Source organism: Sphingomonas rhizophila, assembly GCF_014396585.1.
GTDB lineage: Bacteria > Pseudomonadota > Alphaproteobacteria > Sphingomonadales > Sphingomonadaceae > Sphingomicrobium > Sphingomicrobium rhizophilum.
Genome location: NZ_CP060717.1, coordinates 215,405 through 235,914 on the forward strand (window position 1 = coordinate 215,405; position 20,510 = coordinate 235,914).

19 protein-coding genes and 4 pseudogenes are annotated in these 20,510 nt (G+C 61.2%); 17 read left to right on the top strand and 6 right to left on the bottom strand.

Translation table 11 applies throughout. The annotated features are described in order from the left end of the window. Positions 1 to 39: 39 nt before the first annotated feature. Together H9L12_RS01055 and H9L12_RS14290 are read right to left on the bottom strand one after the other, a co-directional pair. Entirely contained in the window at positions 40 to 3,117 is a 3,078-nt protein-coding gene (locus H9L12_RS01055; RefSeq protein WP_223177131.1) for a response regulator, read from the bottom strand. Positions 3,118 to 3,900: 783 nt separating this feature from the next. Next, positions 3,901 to 4,179: a PilZ domain-containing protein gene (locus H9L12_RS14290; protein ID WP_425506789.1), complete on the bottom strand. Its 279-nt coding sequence runs from the start codon at positions 4,177 to 4,179 to the stop codon at positions 3,901 to 3,903. 564 nt (positions 4,180 to 4,743) lie between these two features. On the opposite strand from H9L12_RS14290, the gene H9L12_RS13090 reads away from it, so the two are divergent. The 7 genes from H9L12_RS13090 (at position 4,744) to H9L12_RS01090 (ending at position 10,059) form a co-directional block, all read left to right on the top strand. Further along, complete coding sequence (locus tag H9L12_RS13090; RefSeq protein WP_484592928.1) at positions 4,744 to 5,478, top strand: histidine kinase dimerization/phosphoacceptor domain -containing protein; 735 nt, start codon at positions 4,744 to 4,746, stop codon at positions 5,476 to 5,478. Between the two features lie 858 nt (positions 5,479 to 6,336). Continuing rightward, positions 6,337 to 7,002: a Crp/Fnr family transcriptional regulator gene (locus H9L12_RS01070; RefSeq protein ID WP_187542262.1), complete on the top strand. Its 666-nt coding sequence runs from the start codon at positions 6,337 to 6,339 to the stop codon at positions 7,000 to 7,002. An 89-nt stretch (positions 7,003 to 7,091) separates the two neighbouring features. Then, entirely contained in the window at positions 7,092 to 7,298 is a 207-nt protein-coding gene (locus H9L12_RS01075; protein WP_187542263.1) for a hypothetical protein, read from the top strand. Positions 7,299 to 7,595: 297 nt separating this feature from the next. Beyond that, positions 7,596 to 7,787: a GFA family protein gene (locus tag H9L12_RS14520; RefSeq protein ID WP_484592924.1), complete on the top strand. Its 192-nt coding sequence runs from the start codon at positions 7,596 to 7,598 to the stop codon at positions 7,785 to 7,787. 2 nt (positions 7,788 to 7,789) lie between these two features. After that, a complete protein-coding gene (locus tag H9L12_RS14300) occupies positions 7,790 to 7,990 on the top strand; it encodes a GFA family protein (RefSeq protein WP_425506830.1) in 201 nt (66 codons plus the stop codon). A gap of 105 nt (positions 7,991 to 8,095) precedes the next feature. Then, positions 8,096 to 9,418, top strand: a complete 1,323-nt coding sequence (locus H9L12_RS01085) for a hypothetical protein (RefSeq protein WP_187542265.1) — start codon at positions 8,096 to 8,098, stop codon at positions 9,416 to 9,418. Further along, the gene (locus H9L12_RS01090) at positions 9,415 to 10,059 is read left to right on the top strand and encodes a hypothetical protein (RefSeq protein WP_187542266.1); all 645 of its coding nucleotides are present in this window, start codon (positions 9,415 to 9,417) and stop codon (positions 10,057 to 10,059) included. The genes H9L12_RS01085 and H9L12_RS01090 overlap by 4 nt, the downstream gene beginning before the upstream one ends. 225 nt (positions 10,060 to 10,284) lie before the next feature. Here the strand turns inward: H9L12_RS01090 and H9L12_RS01095 are convergent, their stop codons facing one another. Both H9L12_RS01095 and H9L12_RS01100 read right to left on the bottom strand, forming a co-directional pair. Further along, complete coding sequence (locus tag H9L12_RS01095; protein WP_187542267.1) at positions 10,285 to 10,728, bottom strand: DUF6766 family protein; 444 nt, start codon at positions 10,726 to 10,728, stop codon at positions 10,285 to 10,287. Positions 10,729 to 10,741: 13 nt separating this feature from the next. Continuing rightward, positions 10,742 to 10,909, bottom strand: a complete 168-nt coding sequence (locus tag H9L12_RS01100; protein WP_187542268.1) for a hypothetical protein — start codon at positions 10,907 to 10,909, stop codon at positions 10,742 to 10,744. Positions 10,910 to 11,119: 210 nt separating this feature from the next. Here H9L12_RS01100 and H9L12_RS01105 point away from each other — a divergent pair, with 210 nt between their 5' ends. From H9L12_RS01105 to H9L12_RS14305, 4 genes and pseudogenes are all read left to right on the top strand, one after another. Then, positions 11,120 to 11,485 (top strand): UvrB/UvrC motif-containing protein, encoded by a 366-nt coding sequence (locus H9L12_RS01105; RefSeq protein WP_343060432.1) that lies wholly within the window; start codon positions 11,120 to 11,122, stop codon positions 11,483 to 11,485. A gap of 399 nt (positions 11,486 to 11,884) precedes the next feature. After that, positions 11,885 to 12,433: a cytochrome c oxidase assembly protein gene (locus H9L12_RS13235; RefSeq protein WP_246450477.1), complete on the top strand. Its 549-nt coding sequence runs from the start codon at positions 11,885 to 11,887 to the stop codon at positions 12,431 to 12,433. Beyond that, entirely contained in the window at positions 12,391 to 12,624 is a 234-nt protein-coding gene (locus tag H9L12_RS13240) for a cytochrome c oxidase assembly protein (protein ID WP_246450478.1), read from the top strand. The genes H9L12_RS13235 and H9L12_RS13240 overlap by 43 nt, the downstream gene beginning before the upstream one ends. Positions 12,625 to 12,704: 80 nt before the next feature. Next, positions 12,705 to 13,142: pseudogene (locus H9L12_RS14305) on the top strand (cytochrome b); the annotation flags it as partial. 159 nt (positions 13,143 to 13,301) lie between these two features. Here H9L12_RS14305 and H9L12_RS14525 read toward each other — a convergent pair. After that, positions 13,302 to 13,514: pseudogene (locus tag H9L12_RS14525) on the bottom strand (c-type cytochrome); the annotation flags it as partial. Between the two features lie 20 nt (positions 13,515 to 13,534). Continuing rightward, positions 13,535 to 14,011: pseudogene (locus tag H9L12_RS14315) on the bottom strand (c-type cytochrome); the annotation flags it as partial. Between the two features lie 12 nt (positions 14,012 to 14,023). On the opposite strand from H9L12_RS14315, the gene H9L12_RS14320 reads away from it, so the two are divergent. From H9L12_RS14320 to H9L12_RS01150, 6 genes and pseudogenes are all read left to right on the top strand, one after another. Beyond that, on the top strand, positions 14,024 to 14,239 hold the full coding sequence (locus H9L12_RS14320) for a c-type cytochrome (protein WP_425506790.1): 216 nt from the start codon (positions 14,024 to 14,026) through the stop codon (positions 14,237 to 14,239). 316 nt (positions 14,240 to 14,555) lie between these two features. Further along, a complete protein-coding gene (locus H9L12_RS01130) occupies positions 14,556 to 15,182 on the top strand; it encodes a c-type cytochrome (RefSeq protein ID WP_343060434.1) in 627 nt (208 codons plus the stop codon). Further along, positions 15,071 to 17,715, top strand: a pseudogene (locus tag H9L12_RS01135) (cbb3-type cytochrome c oxidase subunit I). The gene H9L12_RS01130 and the pseudogene H9L12_RS01135 overlap by 112 nt, the downstream one beginning before the upstream one ends. Continuing rightward, positions 17,715 to 18,008: a hypothetical protein gene (locus tag H9L12_RS01140; RefSeq protein WP_187542269.1), complete on the top strand. Its 294-nt coding sequence runs from the start codon at positions 17,715 to 17,717 to the stop codon at positions 18,006 to 18,008. The pseudogene H9L12_RS01135 and the gene H9L12_RS01140 overlap by 1 nt, the downstream one beginning before the upstream one ends. A gap of 195 nt (positions 18,009 to 18,203) precedes the next feature. Further along, positions 18,204 to 18,845 carry an IS6 family transposase gene (locus tag H9L12_RS01145; RefSeq protein WP_187542270.1) on the top strand — a complete coding sequence of 214 codons (642 nt, stop codon included), beginning with the start codon at positions 18,204 to 18,206 and terminating at the stop codon, positions 18,843 to 18,845. A 168-nt stretch (positions 18,846 to 19,013) separates the two neighbouring features. After that, entirely contained in the window at positions 19,014 to 20,510 is a 1,497-nt protein-coding gene (locus H9L12_RS01150) for a carboxylesterase/lipase family protein (protein ID WP_187542271.1), read from the top strand.

Below are 20,510 nucleotides of genomic sequence, written 5' to 3' on the forward strand. Positions count from 1 at the left end.
AATCGGAGATTTGTGCGACTTAGTGTGACAGCACCCTCGTCAGCTTTGTCGATGACACCGCGCGCCCAGAAGTCCAAGTGTCTCGCGAAGTTTCGCCCCATTGTACGGCTTTTCAATCACGGCGATGCAGCGATCGTCGACGAAGCGTAACTGCAGGTCTTTGACATTCTTCGGTTCGGCGGCGATGAGGACGGGCAGATCCGCGTGATGCCTGCGAACCTCGCCACTAAGCCACGTGGCATTCTTCTTTTCCGCAATGTCCGAGATGAAAACTGCGTCATACCGACCTTGGGCGGAGCGGATTTTGGACAAAGCTTCGGTGGCGTTCCCAGCCTCCTCAACGCCGTATCCCCGGCCGGCGAGAAGCTCCAATGTCAGTGAGCGGACAGTGGGCTCCTCTTCGACAACCAAGATCCTTCCCGTTCGCCCCGCGTCCAGGACATCGCGCATTTTCTGCGCAAGGGCGGCGTAGCTGAAAGGCTTAGCAATCATTTCGACGCCGGGATCAAGCCGGCCACCGTGCACGATTGCGTTGCGGGTGTAACCCGAGGTGAACAGAACCTTCAAATCGGGCTGCAGCTTTCTTGCTTCGTCGGCCAATTCGCGGCCGGTCATGCCTGGCATCACCACATCCGTGAAAAGCAGATCGACCGGGCCATTCTGCCGTTCCAAAAGGCGGAGCGCCGACGAACCATCGTGGGCTTCCAAAACCTTATATCCGAGCTCGCGCAGGCACTCGACAGTATATGCGCGGACGTCGTCATCATCCTCTACGACAAGAATTATTTCTTCACTGGCGCTCGCCTCGAGTCCTTGGGTAACCGAGCTGCCATCCTCTGCGACGACCTCGCTCATCAACCTCGGCAAATAGATCTTGATGGTGGTTCCCTGGCTCTCCTCCGAATAGATTTTGATGTGTCCCCCGGACTGTTTGACGAAGCCGTACACCATCGAAAGACCGAGCCCGGTGCCCTTGCCTGGCTCCTTTGTAGTGTAGAACGGCTCGAAGACTCGCTCCTGAATGTGCTTGGGCATGCCCGTGCCGGTGTCGGTCACGCAAACAACCACGTACTGACCCGGCGCCACCTCAGCATGTTGCGCCGAATATTCTTCGTCGAGACGCGCGTTTGTAGTCTCGATGAGGAGCTCGCCACCCTTGGGCATGGCGTCGCGAGCGTTCACCGCGAGATTGAGAATGGCGCTTTCAAGTTGATTTGGATCGGCTTCAACCCGCCAAAGCCCGGGCGACGTGACTATCTCGAGCTTTACGGTCTCTCCCAACGCACGATTGAGCAGGTCCGACATGCCTACCACGAGCTTGTCGACGTCGAGTGACTTTGGGGCGAGTGGCTGCCGGCGCGAGAAGGCAAGGAGGCGCTGAGTCAGCGATGCCGCTCGCTCGGCACCCTTCATTGCGTTGTCGAGCGCCCGCTGCGAACGGGGCTCTAGCGTGCCGCTGGCGGCTAGCGATCGCGTCGCCATGTCGATGTTGCCTGTCACAACCGTGAGCAGATTGTTAAAATCGTGGGCGATGCCGCCCGTGAGTTGACCCACCGCTTCCATTTTCTGCGCTTGCCGCAGCGCGGCGTTGGCATGCTCGAGTTCTCGCGTGCGCTCTTCAATCCGTTCCTCAAGCGTTTGGTTCGCGCGCTGCGCTGCCTGGAAGAGCCGGGCATTGTCGACCGCGATAGCTGCCTGACCGGCGAGGCCGACCATCAATTGCTCCGCCTCGCTAGTGAAGACGCCAGGCTCGGGGTGCCCAAAGAAGAGCCCGCCTATGACCTCGCCGGAGCGCGAAATGACTGGGACGGCAAGATAGCTTCGAACCGGCAAATGGTTTTCAGGCATGCCCTTATGGGGTGGGTTGTTTCCGTACCGCGGGTCGGACGTGATATCGTCCGATCGTACGACGCCCTCGCCCTTGAAGGTGGGCGCAAAGACTTGCGTAGCCCGGGGATGGCCAAATTGCTCGAAGTCGGCGCGGTCAGCACCCGAGAGCGTGTAAAGCGTTAACGCTTCGCCAGCATCCCCGACCACATTGTAGAAGAACGCCCCGAAAGCTGCTCCCGTCAGCTCTACTGCCGCATCCGTCACAATCTGCACGACGCGCTCGGTGTCGAGTTCGGCTGCTACGGCAGCACCGGTTTTGTTCAATACTTCTAGTGCGTGACGCTGCTCTTCGAGTTCCTCCTCGGCGACCTTGGCCTCAGTGATATCCTCGACAATTTTCAGAAAGCGCGCTGAGCTTCCCTCCCCGCTGACCTTGGCCAGATTGCTTCGGATCCAGACAACTTGGCCGTCCGGTCGGACATAGCGCTTCTCGAATTTTATGCGCTCGCCATGCGGGGTATTCGCTGCTCTCTTAAGGGCGTCGCCGCTTAGTCCCACGTCGTCGCGATGTGTGAAAGCAAGGCAACTTTGGCCCGTTAGATCTTCGGCTGAAATGCCGACCAGACTGGCGTAGGCAGCGTTCGCCCCCTGAATATTCCAATCGGAATCGATCTCCAGCATTCCAACGGCTGCGTTTTCAAAGACGGTTCGAAAGCGCTCTTCTCGTTCGCGGAGCTGCGTCTCGGCACGCAGTCGCTCGACCACTGAACGTGTCCGCTCGGCGACATCCCGAATGAGGTCCAGCTCCTCAGGCGACCACTCCCGCGACGTGGAATGATTGAGGTAGAGGAGCGCCACCAGTCCGCCACGCTCCCTCACCGGCATGTTCACAACGGACTGCGCACTGATGGCCTTCAGCGCGTCAGCGGTAGCAGCTGTTCGAGGATCCTTTTCAGCGTCCGAAAAGACAACCGTTTCTCCGCGTTTCAGGTCGTCGATATATGACCCATAGTCGCGAAATTGAAGTGTTCCGGCGAGTGACTTTATCCCCGGCGCGTTCCAGTCGCGCTCTATCGTTATTGTCTCGCGATCGGCATCGATCGTCCCGTAACCGGCACGGCTGACGTTCATCGCTTTGCCCAAAACTTCGGCAGCTGCGAACGCAACGTCGGCGGGCTCGTCCAGGTCTCGGATCTGATCGTTAAGCGCTACCAGAGTGGAAAGTCGAAAAGCACTCCAGCTTGCGGGAGCTTGGTGTCTATTAATCAAAATTTCCTCCCAACGCACACCGCAGGCCTTGTGTGACGGAGGGACCAAACCCCACCCCTCCGCGCCTAGCAAACAAGGCGCAGATGAGAATGTTCCTAGTGTGCATGCGATTGGATTTGCCGCGACAAGCGAGCTAGGGACGTCACCGACCGTTTCAAATTAACTGGGGCTAACATGCGGCCAGCTCCACGCTTGGATCGCTACGACCACCCTTTGGTGGCAGTTTCAAAGCGACGGCGACGGATCCCGTGCATCCGTCGCCGCCGCCCCGCTTGGACGATCCTACGGACTAGGGGCGGAGCGTCGTGGATACGCGGGCATTTAACGGCTACCGGGCCCTCACTAACAATTTGTAACTGGCGGTCAGTAGCGAACTGTCCGGGACGTCGCGCTTCTCACCTTCGCTGGCGACCGGCATCGTCGCCGAGACGAAGTAAGGCTTTCATCGACTCCTCATCTATTGGAGCATCAAATTCCATACCGCAGGCACCGGAACGCCACCAAGTCACTTTCCCGAAAAGCACGTAATTGCCTACCGTTAGGAGTAGCTCGGAGCCAACTTCCAATTGCCGTCCAATGGTCAGTCTTGCGCCCCACGACCCGATGTTCTCGATCGTCACGAAGTCAGTATGCCTGGCGGAAGTCGACTTGGCTGCCAGCTTTAAAGATAACCTAGCATAGATTCGCTTCCCGCCCACGCCATCAACTCGATTGCCAAATGTCATCTTGGCGAACTTGGCCCTCGCGGATCGCGGCCTTTGCGTCTCGCGGTCCATCTCAATCCCTCGACCAAATCGATGGTCATAAACGCCCAATTGACGGCTCCATTCTCAAGCTTTCCAAAAAGCGGCCTCCGGCTTCCGTTCCGTGCGCCCAGACGATCTGCCCCTTGGAGCTTAGCCCTTCGCAGTCGACAGAGACTCGATCTCCGATAGCCAGCGCCGCAAGCCGTAGGCGAAAGCCGAACTTTGAAATGTTCAGTATATATCCAGACACGGTAGGCCCGCCATCGGGATGGATCTGGGCCGGAAAGGTCGTCCGGATACGCCCCGCACGGGCCTTATTTGTACGCATCAACATGATGCGATTGTAGATCCTGAGACTTGGATTTCAGTTAATAGCCAAGGCCCGCCAGAGGTTTGCCCGTCGATGATACAAGCCTGCCAGCAGGGCCTCGGTGAGCCCCAACGACTTCCGCGAATTTAGGGACCAGATGTCCACTTCAGCTAAAGTCCGCTTTCGACCCAAATCGGACATTGGAAAGTCGCCAGCGAAGTGGATCCGCCGCTCCCACCAGCAGTTCGGGCTAGACTTTTCGGAGCGGGATTGCGCACTTCGCTCTAAGAAGGCGTTTCCACCCAATGTTGTGGCTTAGTGAGCAGTTTCCTGCTAGCCCCCTCCTATCGTCAGTATTCTTGGCTCTGACGGCTGAGAGACATGTTCCGCTCCCGCCAACTAGCCGGCTGCCTTGAGCGTCCGAGTAACGGGAGTTCCTTTCATGTCAGTCGCCGACACAATACCGTCCAGCGAGGCTGAGCGCATCGCGGCAGTTCGGCGGTACGACATCCTCGACAGTCCGCCCGACGGGCCTTCGATCGTATCACCGCTTTAGCGGCGCGCCGGTTCAACGTTCCGATTGCCATAATCAGTATCGTTGATGAAGATCGGATCTGGTTCAAGTCGCATCACGGCTTGCCCGTGAAGCAAACTGACCGTGAGCCTGGGCTATGTGCATCGGCCATTTTGGGCAACGCCCCCTATCTAATTGAAGACGCCCGGAAAGATCCTCGTTCGCTGGCGAATCCGCTCGTCGCAGGGGAATTCGGCCTGCGATTCTACGCCGCTGTCCCTCTCACCACCAGCGACGGACACAACCTCGGCACTCTGTGCGTGATCGACAAAGAACCGCGCCCTATCAAGCAGGAGCAGATCGAGGATCTGAAGGACCTAGCCTCCATCGTCATGGACCAGCTTGAGCTGGGGCTTTCGTCGCGGCACGCCGTGAGTAAAGCAAACCTAATGGCAAAGGAGATTGATCATCGGGTGATGAACAGCCTTCAATTCGTGTCCGGGTTGCTGACAATGCAAAGTCGGTCTCCCGATGTTGGCGAAGCGGCAACCCACCTGGAACTTGCCGCCCACCGCGTTGCCGCCGTCGCGCAGGTTCATCGCCACTTTTACGCCGATGCGGCAGACGAGGTTTCGTGCGTCGCTTACCTGCGTCGACTGAGCGATGATCTAGCCGCGATTCTCGGCCGTGAGATCGTCGTAACGGGCGACGATGAGATGGTTCCGGCAACCGCGATCCAGCCAATTGGATTGATTACAAACGAGCTTGTGACAAATGCCGCGAAACATGGGCGGGCAAAATCGACGTAGCATTCCGAGCATCGGGCGACTTCAACCGGCTCATCGTCTGCGATGAAGGAGCCGGCCTGAATAGTGGTTTTGATCCCCATTCGCCAGCAGCTGGTCTCGGAATGCGAGTAATCACAACACTAGTCAACCAGCTAAAGGGAACGCTTAAAGCCGGACCGAGATCGAATGGTATCGGAGCGTGCTTCACTATTCAATTTCCCCGTAGCTAGCGTCCGCTTTCCACCCATTTCCGCCGGGTCCGATATCGACCCATTCCCGCCGCGTCCGCATTCGACCCATTGCGGACATTAAAGGCCTTGCGCTCGGAGGTTCTTTGCTAACGCGCGAATCTCACCGAATGAAGCTGGGTTACCGATAACGATAGGGTATTCATTGGACGCATAACGCTCGCCAATTTCTAGTAGCGGCACAATGGCTTTCGCTTCCTGCTCCGCCGCTGGAGACCAACTCATTAGGTCATCGATTTCGAACCCTGTGCCTCGACCCTCTACGTGACGCAAAAGGGCTTCCGAGGCGGGCATAGGATTAGCCAGCAATCGACCGACGAAAGACTTCAAAGTCATCGGCCCATCATAAGCGAGCGAAGTGTCCGCTTTCCATCCAAAACTGCCGCGTCCGACTTCGACCCATTCCGGACACTAGGCTGTCTCCAATCGTTCAGCCCGCCGTGTTGGGCCAAGCGTCACTGAAAGTCTTTGCAACCAAGGCAACTCGCGTGGTTCAGCAACACTTGAATGAACTCAAGGGGAGGTAAGGAGGCGGCCTTGATCCGGCACGGCCGGGTCTCGGCCCTGCGCTCGACCGATGCGGCCACTTCAACCCTTTCTCCAGCGTTTGGAGCTTCGATCTCACCTCTCAGTGGAGGAGCGCGAGGCGCTGCTGGCAATATCGCCGGCCTCACGCAAGTGGGACGCCAAACGCGACCTCGTTCGGCCTCGCCAGCGAATATCGCACGCGACTTTGGTGGCGGAGGGCATTCTTGGCCGCTTTGCCCTCTTTGCGGACGGAAGGAGACAGATCACCGCGCTCCACTTCCCGGGCGATATGGCGGACCTTCACTCGGTTCCCGTCACCATATCTGGCTGGGGCCTAACGGCGCTAACGCCGGCAATCGTTTATGAGGTTCCCCATTCTGACCTTCGCATGATCAGCGAGCGATATGATGCAATCGCCATGGCGTTCTGGCGAGACACAGTCGTCGATTCATCAATCCTGGCGAAATGGGTAAGCGTCATGGCGGCGATGAAGGCATCGGAGCGTTTAGCCCACCTGTTGTGCGAAATTGGTATTCGGCGGCAGATGGCGGGCTTGGGCTCGGGAACATCCTTCGTATTACCATTCCCACAAGTGCAACTTGCGGACATCCTGGGTTTAACCCCAATCCATCTCAACCGCATGATTGGGGAGCTGAGGGCCTTGGGCCTGGTGGAGTCTTTGGACCGCGGGTTGAAGGTTCTCGATCACAGAGGTTTATGTTGCCTTGCGGACTTCGAGGACAGCTATCTCCTTCTACCGCCCCGCTAACAAAAATCAGTGACATTCTTGCGCACGAGGGGTCGGCGCAGCTATATTTGTAGGCATCACCGGCACTTATGACGTTGCGGAACAGGACGATGATCGAAGGGCATAAAGATTGCGACGTTCGCAGTTATTACGCGGAGCGACTGAAGTACGAACGGCAAATGGCGGAGACAGCAGGCGATCCGACGGTTGCTCGCATCCATCGTGACATGGCCGCCCTCTACTCCCGCTCAATCGATCAGCTGGACCGTGACCCTTCCTTTGTGCCCTCGACGCTGGTGGTACGCGATGGCGATTAGTCGGTTACGCCACTCAAGGGGACGTAGGTCACCCCGTTCTTGGACGGACGAGGAACTTGCCGACTTGGCGCGAGGTCTCGGTGAGGGCAAAAGTTTCCCTGAACTCGGCGTACTACTTGAACGCAGCGGGGACGCGGTTCGAGCCAAGGCGATTGACCTCGGTTTGTGGAGCGCCACGGCGCGGCCAACCCCGCAAAAGCGACCTTCTCGAAAAAGATTCAACGCGCTTTTCGGTGAATGATCCAGCCATTTACACTCACTGGTGGCTGCACGTGCGGTTCAATCCGATACGAGATCATGCATGAGCCGTACGACACCGGTTGGTGCCACTGTAAAGTGTGCCAACGGGTATCGGGATCCGCGGGCATGGTGTTCACCACCGTTCCGCGACCAGCATTCCGGATAACGGCGGGGCCGATCGCATCCTTGCTTTCACGCCGACTAGTTTCAGTGAACGCAGATATTGCGGCGATTGCGGCACCCCACTGACCATCCACGTCGCCCATCAGGCTGACGAACTCGACATCGCAGTCGGATCCCTTGATGACCCCTCAGCCGTGGCGCCCGGTTTTCACATCTACATGTCACATGCCCCAGACTGGCTTCGGCCACTTGATGGACTGCCGACGTTCGACGAGCTGCGTCCCGCAACGCGCGGCCTTCCGGAAGGCAAGACGACGCTCCCCGGTTAATGCGCGGTCCCCGTCCGACCGCAACTATCGCGGAACGGGCTTCGACTGTCCGGGTTTCGTGCTTCGATGAGTACAGCAGGCAGCCTCAAACCTCGGCGGGAGTCGGTGCCCAAGTCCGACGCAGTGAGCCCTCATGTCACGGCGTTGCGAAGCTTATTGTCGTCACCGGACCGGCAGATCATTGGTCATTTTCGGTGCGAACCCGGCATCGTCGAAGTCGTTGTCGGGCACGATAGCGTTTGGGCCGTTCTCCGACGCCCCGGACGTGGCGGCTTTGCGCTTCGCAGCGCGTATCTCGCGGGCGCATTTTCTGCCGAATGGCTTGGCCCGACCGACGGCATCCTGGCCCGTCTTCGTATCGAAAGCGCGGCCGGAGTACATGAAGTCAGGTTCGCCAATGGCGATGGCTTCCCCGGCTGTCTCAGGATGACGGTGACGTTGACGCCGTCTCGCCACCTCCTCATCCCCTTCGTCCCTCGTGACCTCTATCCCTTGGACCGGGAAGACGACCCAACACTCTCGCGAGGCAAGGTCAAAGCAGCACAACGTGGTCTCAATGGCGGTCTTCTGTACCTGTCCATCGACAAGCCGGACTTCGGCGACTTGCTCTACTTTCAAAACCTGACCGCGATGAACGACTATTACCGGGCGACGGATACTACGCCCGACAGTGCCGTCGGCGGTGAATGGCCCGAACTTGGCTATCTACTCCCGACGCCACCTCAGAGCGCGTCGCCGCCGGTCAGCCCGCTAAAGGCTCGACGATGCTATACCTTATCGGATGCAATCCTGCTGTTTGGCGACGGCGTTGACGGAGAGCGGCCATCGGCGAAGCGATTTATCGATTGGCTGGGTCGGATCTACCTGATGATTGACCGGCCTACGACCGAATTTCGCGACTGGGTCGGGAGGGCGGAAAGAACCTTACGGGACTTGGACAAGGCGCCCGAAGCAACCATCCGGCACTACGGGCATCGCTACATCCATCCCTACGTCGCCGCCGAATACCCCGATTCCATGGTGCAGCTGGCGACCGTACAGTCGATCCATGAGTGGGGACGTTGGTGTGGACAGCCCCATCCACTTGAAGAGGAATTCGCCGCCGGCTTGGGGCGCTTCTTCGACAAGGCATTGGGGACCGTGCGGCGATATCTGCCCAACGTCGGCAACGACAAGGATGCCGATGCGGTCGACAGCTGGTACCTGTATCACCCCCTCATGAACCTCGGTCGATTGGCGTTGGAAGGATACGACCGGGCGGGGTCGTTATTCCGCGATTCCCTCGATTTCGCGATCAAGGCCGCACGACATTTTCGGTACGAATGGCCGGTACAGTTCAAGGTCACTGATTTTTCAATCATCACGAAAAACGCGGGCGACAGCGGCCGCGGGCAGACTGACGTCGGGGCATCTACGCATGGGTCATGATCCAGGCGTATGAATTGACGGCCAACGACGACTATTTGGCGGAAGCTCTAAAGGCGATCGAGGCGACCCGCGGCCTTCATTTTGATATCAACTACCAGGCCAATCTGACGGCATGGGGCGCGGCTGCCTGCGTCAAGCTCCATCGCCTGACCGGTGAGCGCTTCTACCTGGAGCAGGCTTATGTCTTTTTCGCCAGCTTCCTCCACAATTGCGAGATTTGGGAAAGCGAGATCGGCCACGCCGTCCATTATAGAAATTTCCTGGGCGCGACTGCGCTGCACGACGCTCATTACATGGCGATATACGAATGTTTCGACAGCTTCGCGGCTATGAAGCATATGCTTGCCGACGGCGATGCGACGCTCAGTGACAGTGCCCGGATGCTTGCCAGCGAATATTGCAAATACGCGCTGGACCGCGCGTGGTATTACTATCCCGATGCCTTGCCCCCGAAGCAGTGTCGCCCAAGCAGCGCGACAGCAACGGCCATCTCGATCGCAAGCTCTCATTTCCGGTGGAAGACCTTTACGCTGATGGCCAACAGGCTGGGCAAGTCGGTCAGGAAATCTATGGCGCCGGAGCGGCTTTCTGCTTCGCCACCCGCACGTTTCATTCGATTGGAGGGGCGCCGTTCTGGCTAGCGTGCGATCATTTTGTTTCTGGAATTGAAATTGTCGGGCCCAAGTGTGTGCGAGCGCGATTGGCCGGGGTCCGACCGATGGATGCAGCCGTCTATCTGGTCCGTCGGAAGCATCGGAGGATGCCCGACATCCGGGTCAGCGGGGTCGGCGGAAGTGACGTCCGCTTCCTGCGCAAGGATGCCGACCGGGTCGACTATCGCGTTCCGGCCGGTGGTGCCTTCGAGGTCAGATGGACGTAGCGACGGTCTTCGACTCCCGAAGCTTTGACAGGATCTGGTCCAGCTTGTCGTGGTTGTGGGGCTGCGCATGGCCATGGTCGCGCAGGTAGTAACGGTCGATTTCCTCGATCAGGACCCGACCCTTCTCTCCATGGAGATGAAGCAGCGCATCTACCTTCGCTTCGGTGCGGTCGTCATTTTCTTTCGAGGCCGGCGACCCGACGTAGAGGAAATAGGCGAGACCAACGACCTGCCACAGCAATTGCAGAAATTCTGACTGCCAATTCTCGAATGTGTCTCTAGCCATCTCGTTTAGATAGGCGACTGTCTCGGGCACCTGCCCGTGGCTTCGCGCGTCAGCGGCAAAGGCCTGCCACCCGAAATACCAATGAAGCACTAGGGAAATCGAGAAGAATCCGAGCGTGATCCAAGCGTAAGCGTACTTTCGCATGGCCAGTTCCTCTCTAGCGGTCGCCCTTGTCACCTTCCCCGCGGCTCGGCTTGGTCGCGGAGTCTCGCTTCTGGTCTTGAGCGGCGCTTCGGCCCACATCGTCGCTTTCGCTGAAGCGGCCCTCGTCGTCCCGCCGGATGTATCGTCTGTCAGTGCCAGTATCGATCAGTTCGCGAGGCATTTCTCTCTCCTTTCCGTAACGTAACGGCGCCCATCACGGGCGCGTTCCCAAGGTGCTGTGAATGTTTGCCGGAGACAGGCGCCGGCAGCGGGTCGGCGCCAGGCGCGAGATACGCCAATTGCGCTAGTCCCCGGGGCAAGATTCGTGAGGGTGGGAGAAATGGGGACATGGGATTACGAGCCAAGCTGCGCTTTTCATACGTTCCGAAGCTTGACCTGGCAGGGCGCGGGCGGCCGGAAGTGGTCGGATCTCAAGGAGCCCTCCGCAACCCATCCGCGTTATAGCCACATGGCAACAATCGAAGAGCTCCGTCGAAAAATGGAAAAGGCCGCACTCGCCTTGGATTTCGAAGAGGCAAAGCGATGCCGCGATCAAATCGCAATTTTGCGCGGTGGAGCGACGATCGACGACCTTGAGCAAGCCGATTTCAATGGGCTGGAAAGACAGAAGCCGGGCGCCATGGGATTAGGAACGAGCCAGCAGAAACTGAAACCCCCGCCAGGCTGGAAGCGACCCTCGAAGCCTGATCCGATGACAACAGGGCGATCCTTGCGAGGAAGGCGAACCAAACGATGAGGCCAACGCCGCGCCACCAAGTCGACATGCAGCGCATAGGGCAGGGGGCTTTGTCAGACCAAACGCGTCTCTGGGTAAGGATGGCGGTACGGGGAATTCGAAACGCTGCTTTCGCCGCTACTCGACAGTGACCTTGTCGTGGTCGACGGGAGCTAAAGAACTTTTTGAGGTTTCGCGTGTTGGTCAGCCGGGCTGGCGTCGAATTCGCCCCGACGAACAGGGAGATGGACTTGGCACAAACATCGCCGGCGAGACTTCGGGTTTTTCATCCCAAATGCACGCCGTCCTCCTCGCGGACGTGCTGCCGCGCGGCCTGCTGCCGAGCATGACCATTGCCAAGCCGGACGGCTGGGGCGATCGACGGCCGACAATGCCGGCCGGGTATTAGGTCGCGTCGAGGTGACATCGACTAGCGATTGGCATCCCTATTGCGGCGAAGCGCCAATTCCTCCCGACTGGCTCTGGCGGTGGAATTTCGACGTCGCGCTTTTGATGGTGCTCGGCGCGATCGGGCTTCGCGCGTGGCGCATTGCCGAAGAGAGTTCGCAGCGGCGCATGCTGCTCGGTGCGGCAGGCATCTGCCTGCTGCTTTTCATCTCACCCTTTTGCGCGCTGACCTCGGCGCTGTTTTCAGCGCGGGTCGCGCATCATGTGATCCTCGCGGCGGTGCTCGCGCCGCTGATCGTTCATGCCTTGCCAGCCGGTACGACCCGCTGGCCGGGCTCGCTCGCGGTGTGGACCGCGGTGCAGGCCATCGCCTTCTGGCTGTGGCATGCACCGGGATTTTACGCGGCAGCCCTGTCGAGCGACGTCATATACTGGCTGATGCAGGTTACGATCACGGGACGGCGGCCGGGTTCTGGGCGGCGCTGCGCCGGTCCGAACGGCTTCCGGGGATCGCTGCCTTGCTGGTCACGACCGTCCAGATGGGATTGCTTGGCGCGTTGATCACCTTTGCCGCAAACCCGCTTTACGCGCCACACTTCTCGGTGACGGCGCCGTGGGGGCTGAGCCCGCTTGAGGATCAGCAGATGGCCGGCCTTATCATGTGGGCGCCATCGGCCGGCCTTTATCTCGCCGCAGCCCTGTGGACGGCCGCGCGCTGGTTCGAGCGTGAGGAGCGCGGTGCCGCCACATGATCGAACGACTTCGCGCCTGGGCGGAAAGCTATACGAAACGCGGGCGCTACTCGCCGGTCGGCTTCCTGTTTCACTGGGTGATGGCGGCGCTCGTCCTGTTTCAACTCGGCTGGGGATTTTGGGCCGACTGGGTGATGCCCGGTGGCGACAAGCAGTTCGCCTACCAAGTGCACAGCGCGGCCGGTCTGCCCGTGCTGTTGCTGGCCATTGCGCGGATTTTCTGGAGGATGCTCGTCCCAAGTCCCTTCAATGATGCCGACCGGCAGGGACTGCAGACCAAGATCGCCCACACCACGGCCATCCTCTTCTATATCAGCTTCTTTTCCCTGCCTCTCAGCGGCTGGGTGATGTGGTCCTCTGTGGCTTCGGGCCCCCTATATGTTGCCGGCGTCATGCCTTGGCCGCAGTTGCCGCTCGGTGATCTCGCGCCAATGTCCCGGTTCGCGCTCCTCGACCTTGCCGAGGACATCCACGTCGCCTCCGTCATTCTGCTGCTCGTGCTTGTTCCGGCACATGTAGGGGCGGCCCTGAAGCACCACTTCTGGGATCGCCACGACGTGCTTCGCGGGATGCTTCCGGAGGTGGCTGACTGGACGGACACCCGAAAGGGCGGCGGAATAGGCTGCCAGCGCCCGAGCCTCGGCAGGAGTCAGAAGCTGGCTGATCCGAAGCATCGCCTCGCCGGGGTCGCTGCGCCTCTTGCCCAACCGCCACAGCCGCAGCTGCTCGGCGAGGTAGGGCGCGGGCTGCCCGACAAGGGGAGGGTTGCCGGCGCCGATGCCCTCGCCCCTGTCGCCGTGGCAGGCCGCGCATGCGGGCAAGCCCCGGCGGGATCGCCACGGTGATACAGGTCTACCGTTTGAGCCGGGGCAAGATTGCCGCCCTGCCAAGGAAGCGCCGAGTAATACACGGCGACAGCCTTGCGCTCGTCCCCAGTCAATCGCTGCGCGATCCAGGCCATCTGCGCGTGGCTGCGGCGCCCATCGGCATAAGCCTGCAGCTGTCGTTCGAGATAGCCGGCATCGAGGCCGGCCAATCGCGGTGTGCCGGCCCCGTTGCCCCGTCCGTCGAGACCATGACATGTCGTGCAGGCGTTAGGGGCGCTGGCGCCCGCGCCGCTCAGCGCGATGATGCGCCCGTCGCTGGAGAAGCGGTCGAGCGATGCCGTGTCGGCCTCGATGCAGCCGACGAGAAGGGCTGCCGAGGCCGCAAGGACGAGACTGCGCACCGGGAGGCAACTTCTCGTTCCCTTTTCTTGTTCCGCATCGTGCCCGTCGTCTTGTTGGCCGCATGCAAGCCGCCTCCCGCGCCCGGTGAGGCCTTGGCAGGGGCGGACCCGGCGAATGGAAAGGCGGTGATCGAACGCGTCGGATGCGGCGCTTGCCATGCTGTGCCCGGTGTGCGCTGGCCGCAAGGGAAAGCCGGGCCGGCGCTGGACGGCCTGTCCGGCCGGGCGCTGATTGCGGGCAAGCTTGCCAATCGACCGGATGTGCTTTCCGCCTATATCCGCGATGCACCGGCGATGGTGACGGGGTCCGCGATGCCGGCAATGCCGGTCAGCGAAGCCGAGGCGCGGGACATCGCCGCCTACCTTTACGAACAGGGGTCTGATTGATGTTTGAAGGCTGGCCGCCACCGGTACTCGACCCCGCGGGACCCTACGCCACGTCGGTCACCCTGTTGAGCTGGATCTTGTTCGCCCTCGGAGCGCTCGTGCTGCTGACCGTGCTCGTCGCGCTGTACCTGGCGTTGTTCGGGCGTCCTTCCGCGCAGGAAAGATTGGGCGGGAAGAAGATCATCTTGCTTGGCGGTGTGGCCTTTCCTCTCGTCGTGCTGACCACCTTGTTGATTTACGGGCTCGCGCTGACGCGGCACCTGTCCGAACCCGCCGGTGGCAATGAACTCAGGGTCCGCGTGACCGGCGAAATGTGGTGGTGGCGCGTGTCTTATCTCGACGACGGGGGCGGGAGATCGTCCACGACGCGAACGAACTTCATATCCCGGCCGGACGGCCGATCGTCCTCGAACTGGAATCCGGAGACGTCATCCACAGCCTGTGGGTGCCGCGCCTGTCGGGCAAGCTCGACATGATCCCGGGCCGCCGCAACCTGATGCGCATCCAGGCCGACGAGCCGGGCGTGTTTGGCGGACAATGCGCCGAATACTGCGGAGGACCCCACGCGCTGATGGGCTTCAGGGTGATCGCACACAGGCCCGCCCAATTTGAGCAGCTGATGCGGTTCCGGATGGCCCGACAATCGCCGGATCCAGCGCCGGCCGCACCGTCCGCTGGGGAAGCATTGTTCGAAAGCGCCGGGTGCTCGGCCTGCCATCGTGTCGCGGGCACGGCCGCGAATGGCCTTGCCGGACCCGACCTCACTCACGTCGGCAGCCGCCGATCCCTGGGGGCGGGTATCCTGCCGAACAACCGCGGGACCATAATGGGATGGATCGCCAACAGCCAAGCGATCAAGCCGAACAACCGGATGCCCGCCTACGCCAACCTGACGGCGCAACAATTGACCGACCTCGCGGCCTATCTCGAGACGCTTCAGTGACGTCGGAGACCGGCTTCGACCCCGCGCTGCTCGATCGCTTCCCCACCGCGGAAGCCCGGCCGGACGCTGAGGTCGAGGATCTGAAGCGGATCTGGGCGGCGCCCACCGGCTGGGCCCGGCTGACCATCGTCAACAACAACTATATCGGCCTGTGGTACGTCGCGGCGGCTTTCCTGTTCTTCCTGCTGGCGGGCGTTCTGGCGCTCGTCATTCGAACGCAATTGTCGCTGCCGCTGCTCGGCGTGCTGCCGCAGCAAACCTACAACCAGTTCTTCACCATGCACGGCACGGTGATGATGTTCCTGTTCGCGGTCCCGATCATGGAAGCGCTGGGCGTCATGTTGCTGCCGCAAATGCTCGCTGCCCGCGACCTGCCGTTTCCCCGGCTGTCGGCCTACGCATTCTGGGCCTATTTCGTCGGCGGACTTTGCTTTTTCGCCTCGCTGTTCTTCGGCCTCGCGCCGAACGGTGGCTGGTTCATGTACCCGCCACTGACCAGCACGACCTATTCGCCCGGAATCAACGCCGACTTCTGGCTGCTCGGCATTGGCTTTATCGAAATTTCCGCCATCGCCGGGGCGATCGAAATATTGGTCGGAATCCTGAAGACACGGGCGCCTGGGATGACGCTGGCGCGGATGCCCCTGTTCGCCTGGGCTATGCTGGTGTTCGCCGGCATGATCCTCATCGCCTTCCCGGCCGTCATCTTGGCGACTCTGCTGCTGGAACTCGAGCGGGCGCTCAACTGGCCGTTCTTCGACGCGGCTCGCGGCGGCGACCCGATGTTGTGGCAGCATCTGTTCTGGTTCTTCGGCCACCCGGAGGTCTACATTATCTTCCTGCCGGCGGCGGGTTTGGTTTCGATGATGGTCGCCACCCTCGCGAAGACGGAATTGGTCGGATACCAGCTCATCGTCCTCGCCCTGCTGGCAACGGGCTTCATCAGTTTCGGAGTGTGGGCGCATCACATGTTCGCGACGGGCATGCCGACCCTGTCGGTCGGTTTCTTTTCGGCGGCCAGCATGGCGGTCAGCATCCCCGCCGGAATCCAAGTTTTCAGCTGGATCGCGACGCTCGCGGTGGGCAAGCCAAAGTTCAACACGCCGACCCTGTTCGTGATCGGCGGACTCGTGACCTTCGTCATCGGGGCCTGACCGGGGTGATGGTCGCGATGGTACCGTTCGACTGGCAGGCGCACGACACCCACTTCATCGTCGCCCATCTTCATTATGTGCTGATCGGCGGGGCGGTGTTCCCGGTGTTCGCGGCCTTTTACTATTGGAGCGGCATGACGAGCAGCCGCGCCCTTTCCGAGCGGCTCGGCAGATGGGCCTTCTGGCTGATGTTCGTTGGGATGCAAGTCACCTTCCTGCCGATGCACCTCACCGGGCTGATGGGGATGCCGCGGCGGGTCTATACCTACCTGCCAGGGATGGCATGGGAATGGACCAACCTTCTTTCGACCATTGGCGCGTTCGTCTTGGCGTCCGGCGTCGCCCTTTTCCTGTTCGACCTGGCCCGCAATTTCCGTTTCACCACCGACGATGACGCGGGCAACCGATACGGCGGAGGCACGCTGGAATGGCTCCCGACCGGCCTCTATTCGACACGGAGCATTCCGGTCGTCCGCAGCCGCCATCCCCTGTGGGACAATCCGGAACTGGCGCGCGAAGTTGAAGAAGGGCGGCACTTGCTGCCCTACTCGGCGACCGGTCTTCGGGAAACGCTGATCACCAGCCCGGTCCGCGCCGAGCCGCAATATCTGCAGATCATGATGGGTCCGTCGATATGGCCCTTGCTCGGCGCAATGTTCACCGCCGGATTCTTCCTGTTGCTGACGGTCCAGGCCTATGCGGCGAGCCTCGCCTGCCTGCCGCTAGCCATCCTTTCGATCCTGAGGTGGCTGTGGGACACGGACCGCCCGGTCCCGGAGAGGACGGTCGATGTCGGTGCCGGCATCATGGTGCCAACCTATGTCACGGGTCCCAGCAGTCATGGCTGGTGGGCGACGATTTGCGTGCTGGTCGTGGCCGGGATGATCTTCCTGATGGCGATCTTCGGCTACCTTTTCCTGTACGGGATCCACCCCAGCTTCTGGGTCGTGCCGACGAACCGCTGGTGGGCGTGGATCGTCGTCGCGACGTATGGCGTCGGTGCGGTATCGACGCTCTACGGCCGGCGTTTGCTTCGTCGCGAGGGCTCTACGAACTGGAGCCCAACGGCCGCGGCGCTCTTCGCCTCAATCTTCATGGTCGCCGCGTTCGCCCTCGACTGGCGGAGCTGGCAGGGACAGGGCCTCGATCCCGAACTGACGGGGCAGGGCGCGATGTCGTACGCCATGTTGGCGCTCCAGTCACAGTTGTTGGCCGTCGCCGTCCTGATGGTCATCTACTTGGCGGCCCGGACGGCGCGAGGCCTGGTAACGCGGCCGCGGAACACGACCTTCGACGTCGTCAGCCTGTTCCTGCTATACAGTTGCTTCCAGGGCGCTGCGACGGCGCTCCTCATTCGCTATTTCCCGGCCGGCGGCTGATGCGGACGTGGCTGGCGTTGCTGGGCGGGCTACTCGTTTGGGCGGCGCACTTCTTCGCCGTCTACGGCGTGGCGAGCATCTATCCGGGCAGCGACCGGGCGCGCTGGCTGACCGTCGTCGTTACCTTGATGGCGCTCGGGGCACTTGCCATCCAGTATCGATTAGTCGCGGGCCGATTCCAGGTGGAGGCCCGTTCCGAACTTGACCACTGGTTTCGGGGCCTCGCCAATCTGGGCCTAGCGCTGGCGGCGATTGCCGTCCTTTATCAAGGCTTGCCGGCCCTGCTGTCCTGAAATTCAGCGCCAGCAACGCGATCCGTCAGACGGGCTCTGTCAGACCAAATGCACCTCTGAGTAAGGATTGCAGGGTAGGGCGTTGCCATGCCCCGTCGACGCAAAAGGTAAAGCGTCGGGCTTCGAACCCGAAGGTTGGGGTTCGAGCCCCTCGGAGCGGGCCACCCACATCTGCTATCGGTTTGCCTGGCGGTGATGCTGTACGTCAAATATCCGCTCAGCCTCAGGAACGTCGAAGACCTGCTGGCCGAGCGGGGCATCGACGTGAGCTACGAGACGGTCCGCCACTGGTGGAACAGGTTCGGCCCGATGTTCGCCGCGGACATCCGGCGGCAGCGGGTGAGCGCGATGCGCGGCATGCGCCAGTGGCGGTGGCACCTCGACGAGATGTACGTGAAGGTGAACGGCGAGATGCGCTACCTTTGGCGCGCCGTCGATCACGAGGGCGAGATCCTCGAGAGTTTCGTCACGAAGGAGCGGGACAAGGGTGCTGCGCTGAAGTTCATGAAGAAGGCGCTTAAGCGCTACGGCTCACCCGAGGCCATTACCACCGACGGTCTGCGCTCGTACAAGGCCGCCATGACCGAGCTCGGCACCCGGGATAAACAGGAGGTCGGACGCTGGGCCAACAACCGGGTCGAGAACAGTCACTTGAGCTTCCGAAGACGGGAGCGATCGATGCTCAGGTTCCGACGAATGAAGACCTTGCAGAAGTTCGCATCCGTCCACGCCAACATCCACAACCACTTCAACTCCGAACGTCACCTCGTCGATCGACAAACCTACAAGGCACTCCGCTCGGCCGCCCTGGCCGAGTGGCGGCAGCTTGCCGCCTAAAGCCGCGCCTCAAAGACCGGACTGCGTGCAATCGGAGAATTGTGCGACTTAGTCTGACAGCACCGCCACAGGCCCCTGATCGTTATCTGCCGTTTTCGGCAAACGCTTTGACGCATTGAGCATAATATTCGGACGAAGAATCCCGTCACCTTTCACTATGCTTGCCCGATGAGCCTTGCCGACCAGATTGCCGAGCGAACGCTTCCTGCCGGCCGGATCCGCGGAACCCGAAGCGAGGGGATCATGCGCTTCCTCGGAGTTCCGTATGCCGCGCCCCCAGTGGGCGAAAATCGCTTCAAGAAGCCACTGCCCGTCGAGTCGTGGGTCGGATATCGCGACGCCCGGGATCCCGGTCCAAGCGCTCCGCAGGTCATTCGCGACTTTCCCCGGCTGGACGTGAAATCGCTCGTCGGCGATGGCGGCGAACGCGGCGACGATTATCTGACACTGAATATCTGGGCGCCCCACGACGCCGAGGGCCTGCCGGTGATGGTCTTCATTCACGGCGGCGGTTACGTCGTCGGGAACAAGGATGCGCCGGTTCATGACGGCACCTCGTTCGCGCGCAACGGTGTGGTCAGCGTCGCCATCAACTATCGGCTGCACATCGACGGCTTCCTGCCGATCCCGGGCATCCCGACCAACCTTGGCCTACGCGATATGATCGCCGCGCTCGAATGGGTGCGCAGCAACATCGAGATCTTCGGCGGGGATCCCGCCAACGTCACCGTCTTCGGCGAATCCGCCGGCGCGATGGCGGTCGCCAACCTCATCGCCTCGCCACTGGCGGTCGGCCTGTTCCAGCGCGCCATCGTCCAGAGCGGCCATGGCTCGATGGTCCGGCCGATCCCGGTCGCGCGGCGCCTTGTCGCCAAGTTGGCCAGGATCCTGCGCATCCCCGACACCGCGGAGGGCTTCGCCTCCGTGCCGTTCGAGCGGGCGTGGAAGGCGATGGAGAAAGTGTCGAAGCCGTGGCCCGGCATCGACCTTCGCGACGACAGCGGCCTCGAGCCGGTCTACGGAATCAGCCGCTTCATCCCGGTCATCGGCGACGATGTCCTTCCCGACCATCCATTGAAAGCGCTGGGCAAGGGCGCGGGCAAGGACGTCGACCTGTTGATCGGCACCAACGCGCACGAGATGAACCTCTATTTCGTGCCCACGAAGGTGCGCGACCGGATCCCGGCATTCTTGGCCGGCTGGATGCTGGGCAAGTCCCATCCGCAGGCGCGCAAGGCGATGCAGGCCTATGGACTGGGCCAGAAAGGCCGCCGCCCGGGACAGGCGATGACCGACGCCATGTCCGACCTGGTCTTCCGCTGGCCGGCCCGGCAATTTGCCGCCGCGCACCAGGGGCGGACGCACATGTATGAGTTCGAGTGGCATTCGCCCGCGTGCAACGGCCAGCTTGGCGCCGCCCACGCGATGGAGATGCCGTTCGTGTTTAACACGCTGGCGACCGCGACGGGGCCGAAGGGCATTGCCGGCGAGGATCCGCCGCAGGACCTGGCTGACCGGGTCCACGCGACATGGATCGGTTTCGCCCGCGACGGTTCGCTGTCCTGGCCGGAATTCGACGCCGAGCACCGCCAGGTCCACCTGCTGGCTGCCGACAGGACCATCAGCGAGCCGGTCATGCCGGCGGCCGACTTCCTTCCGCGATAG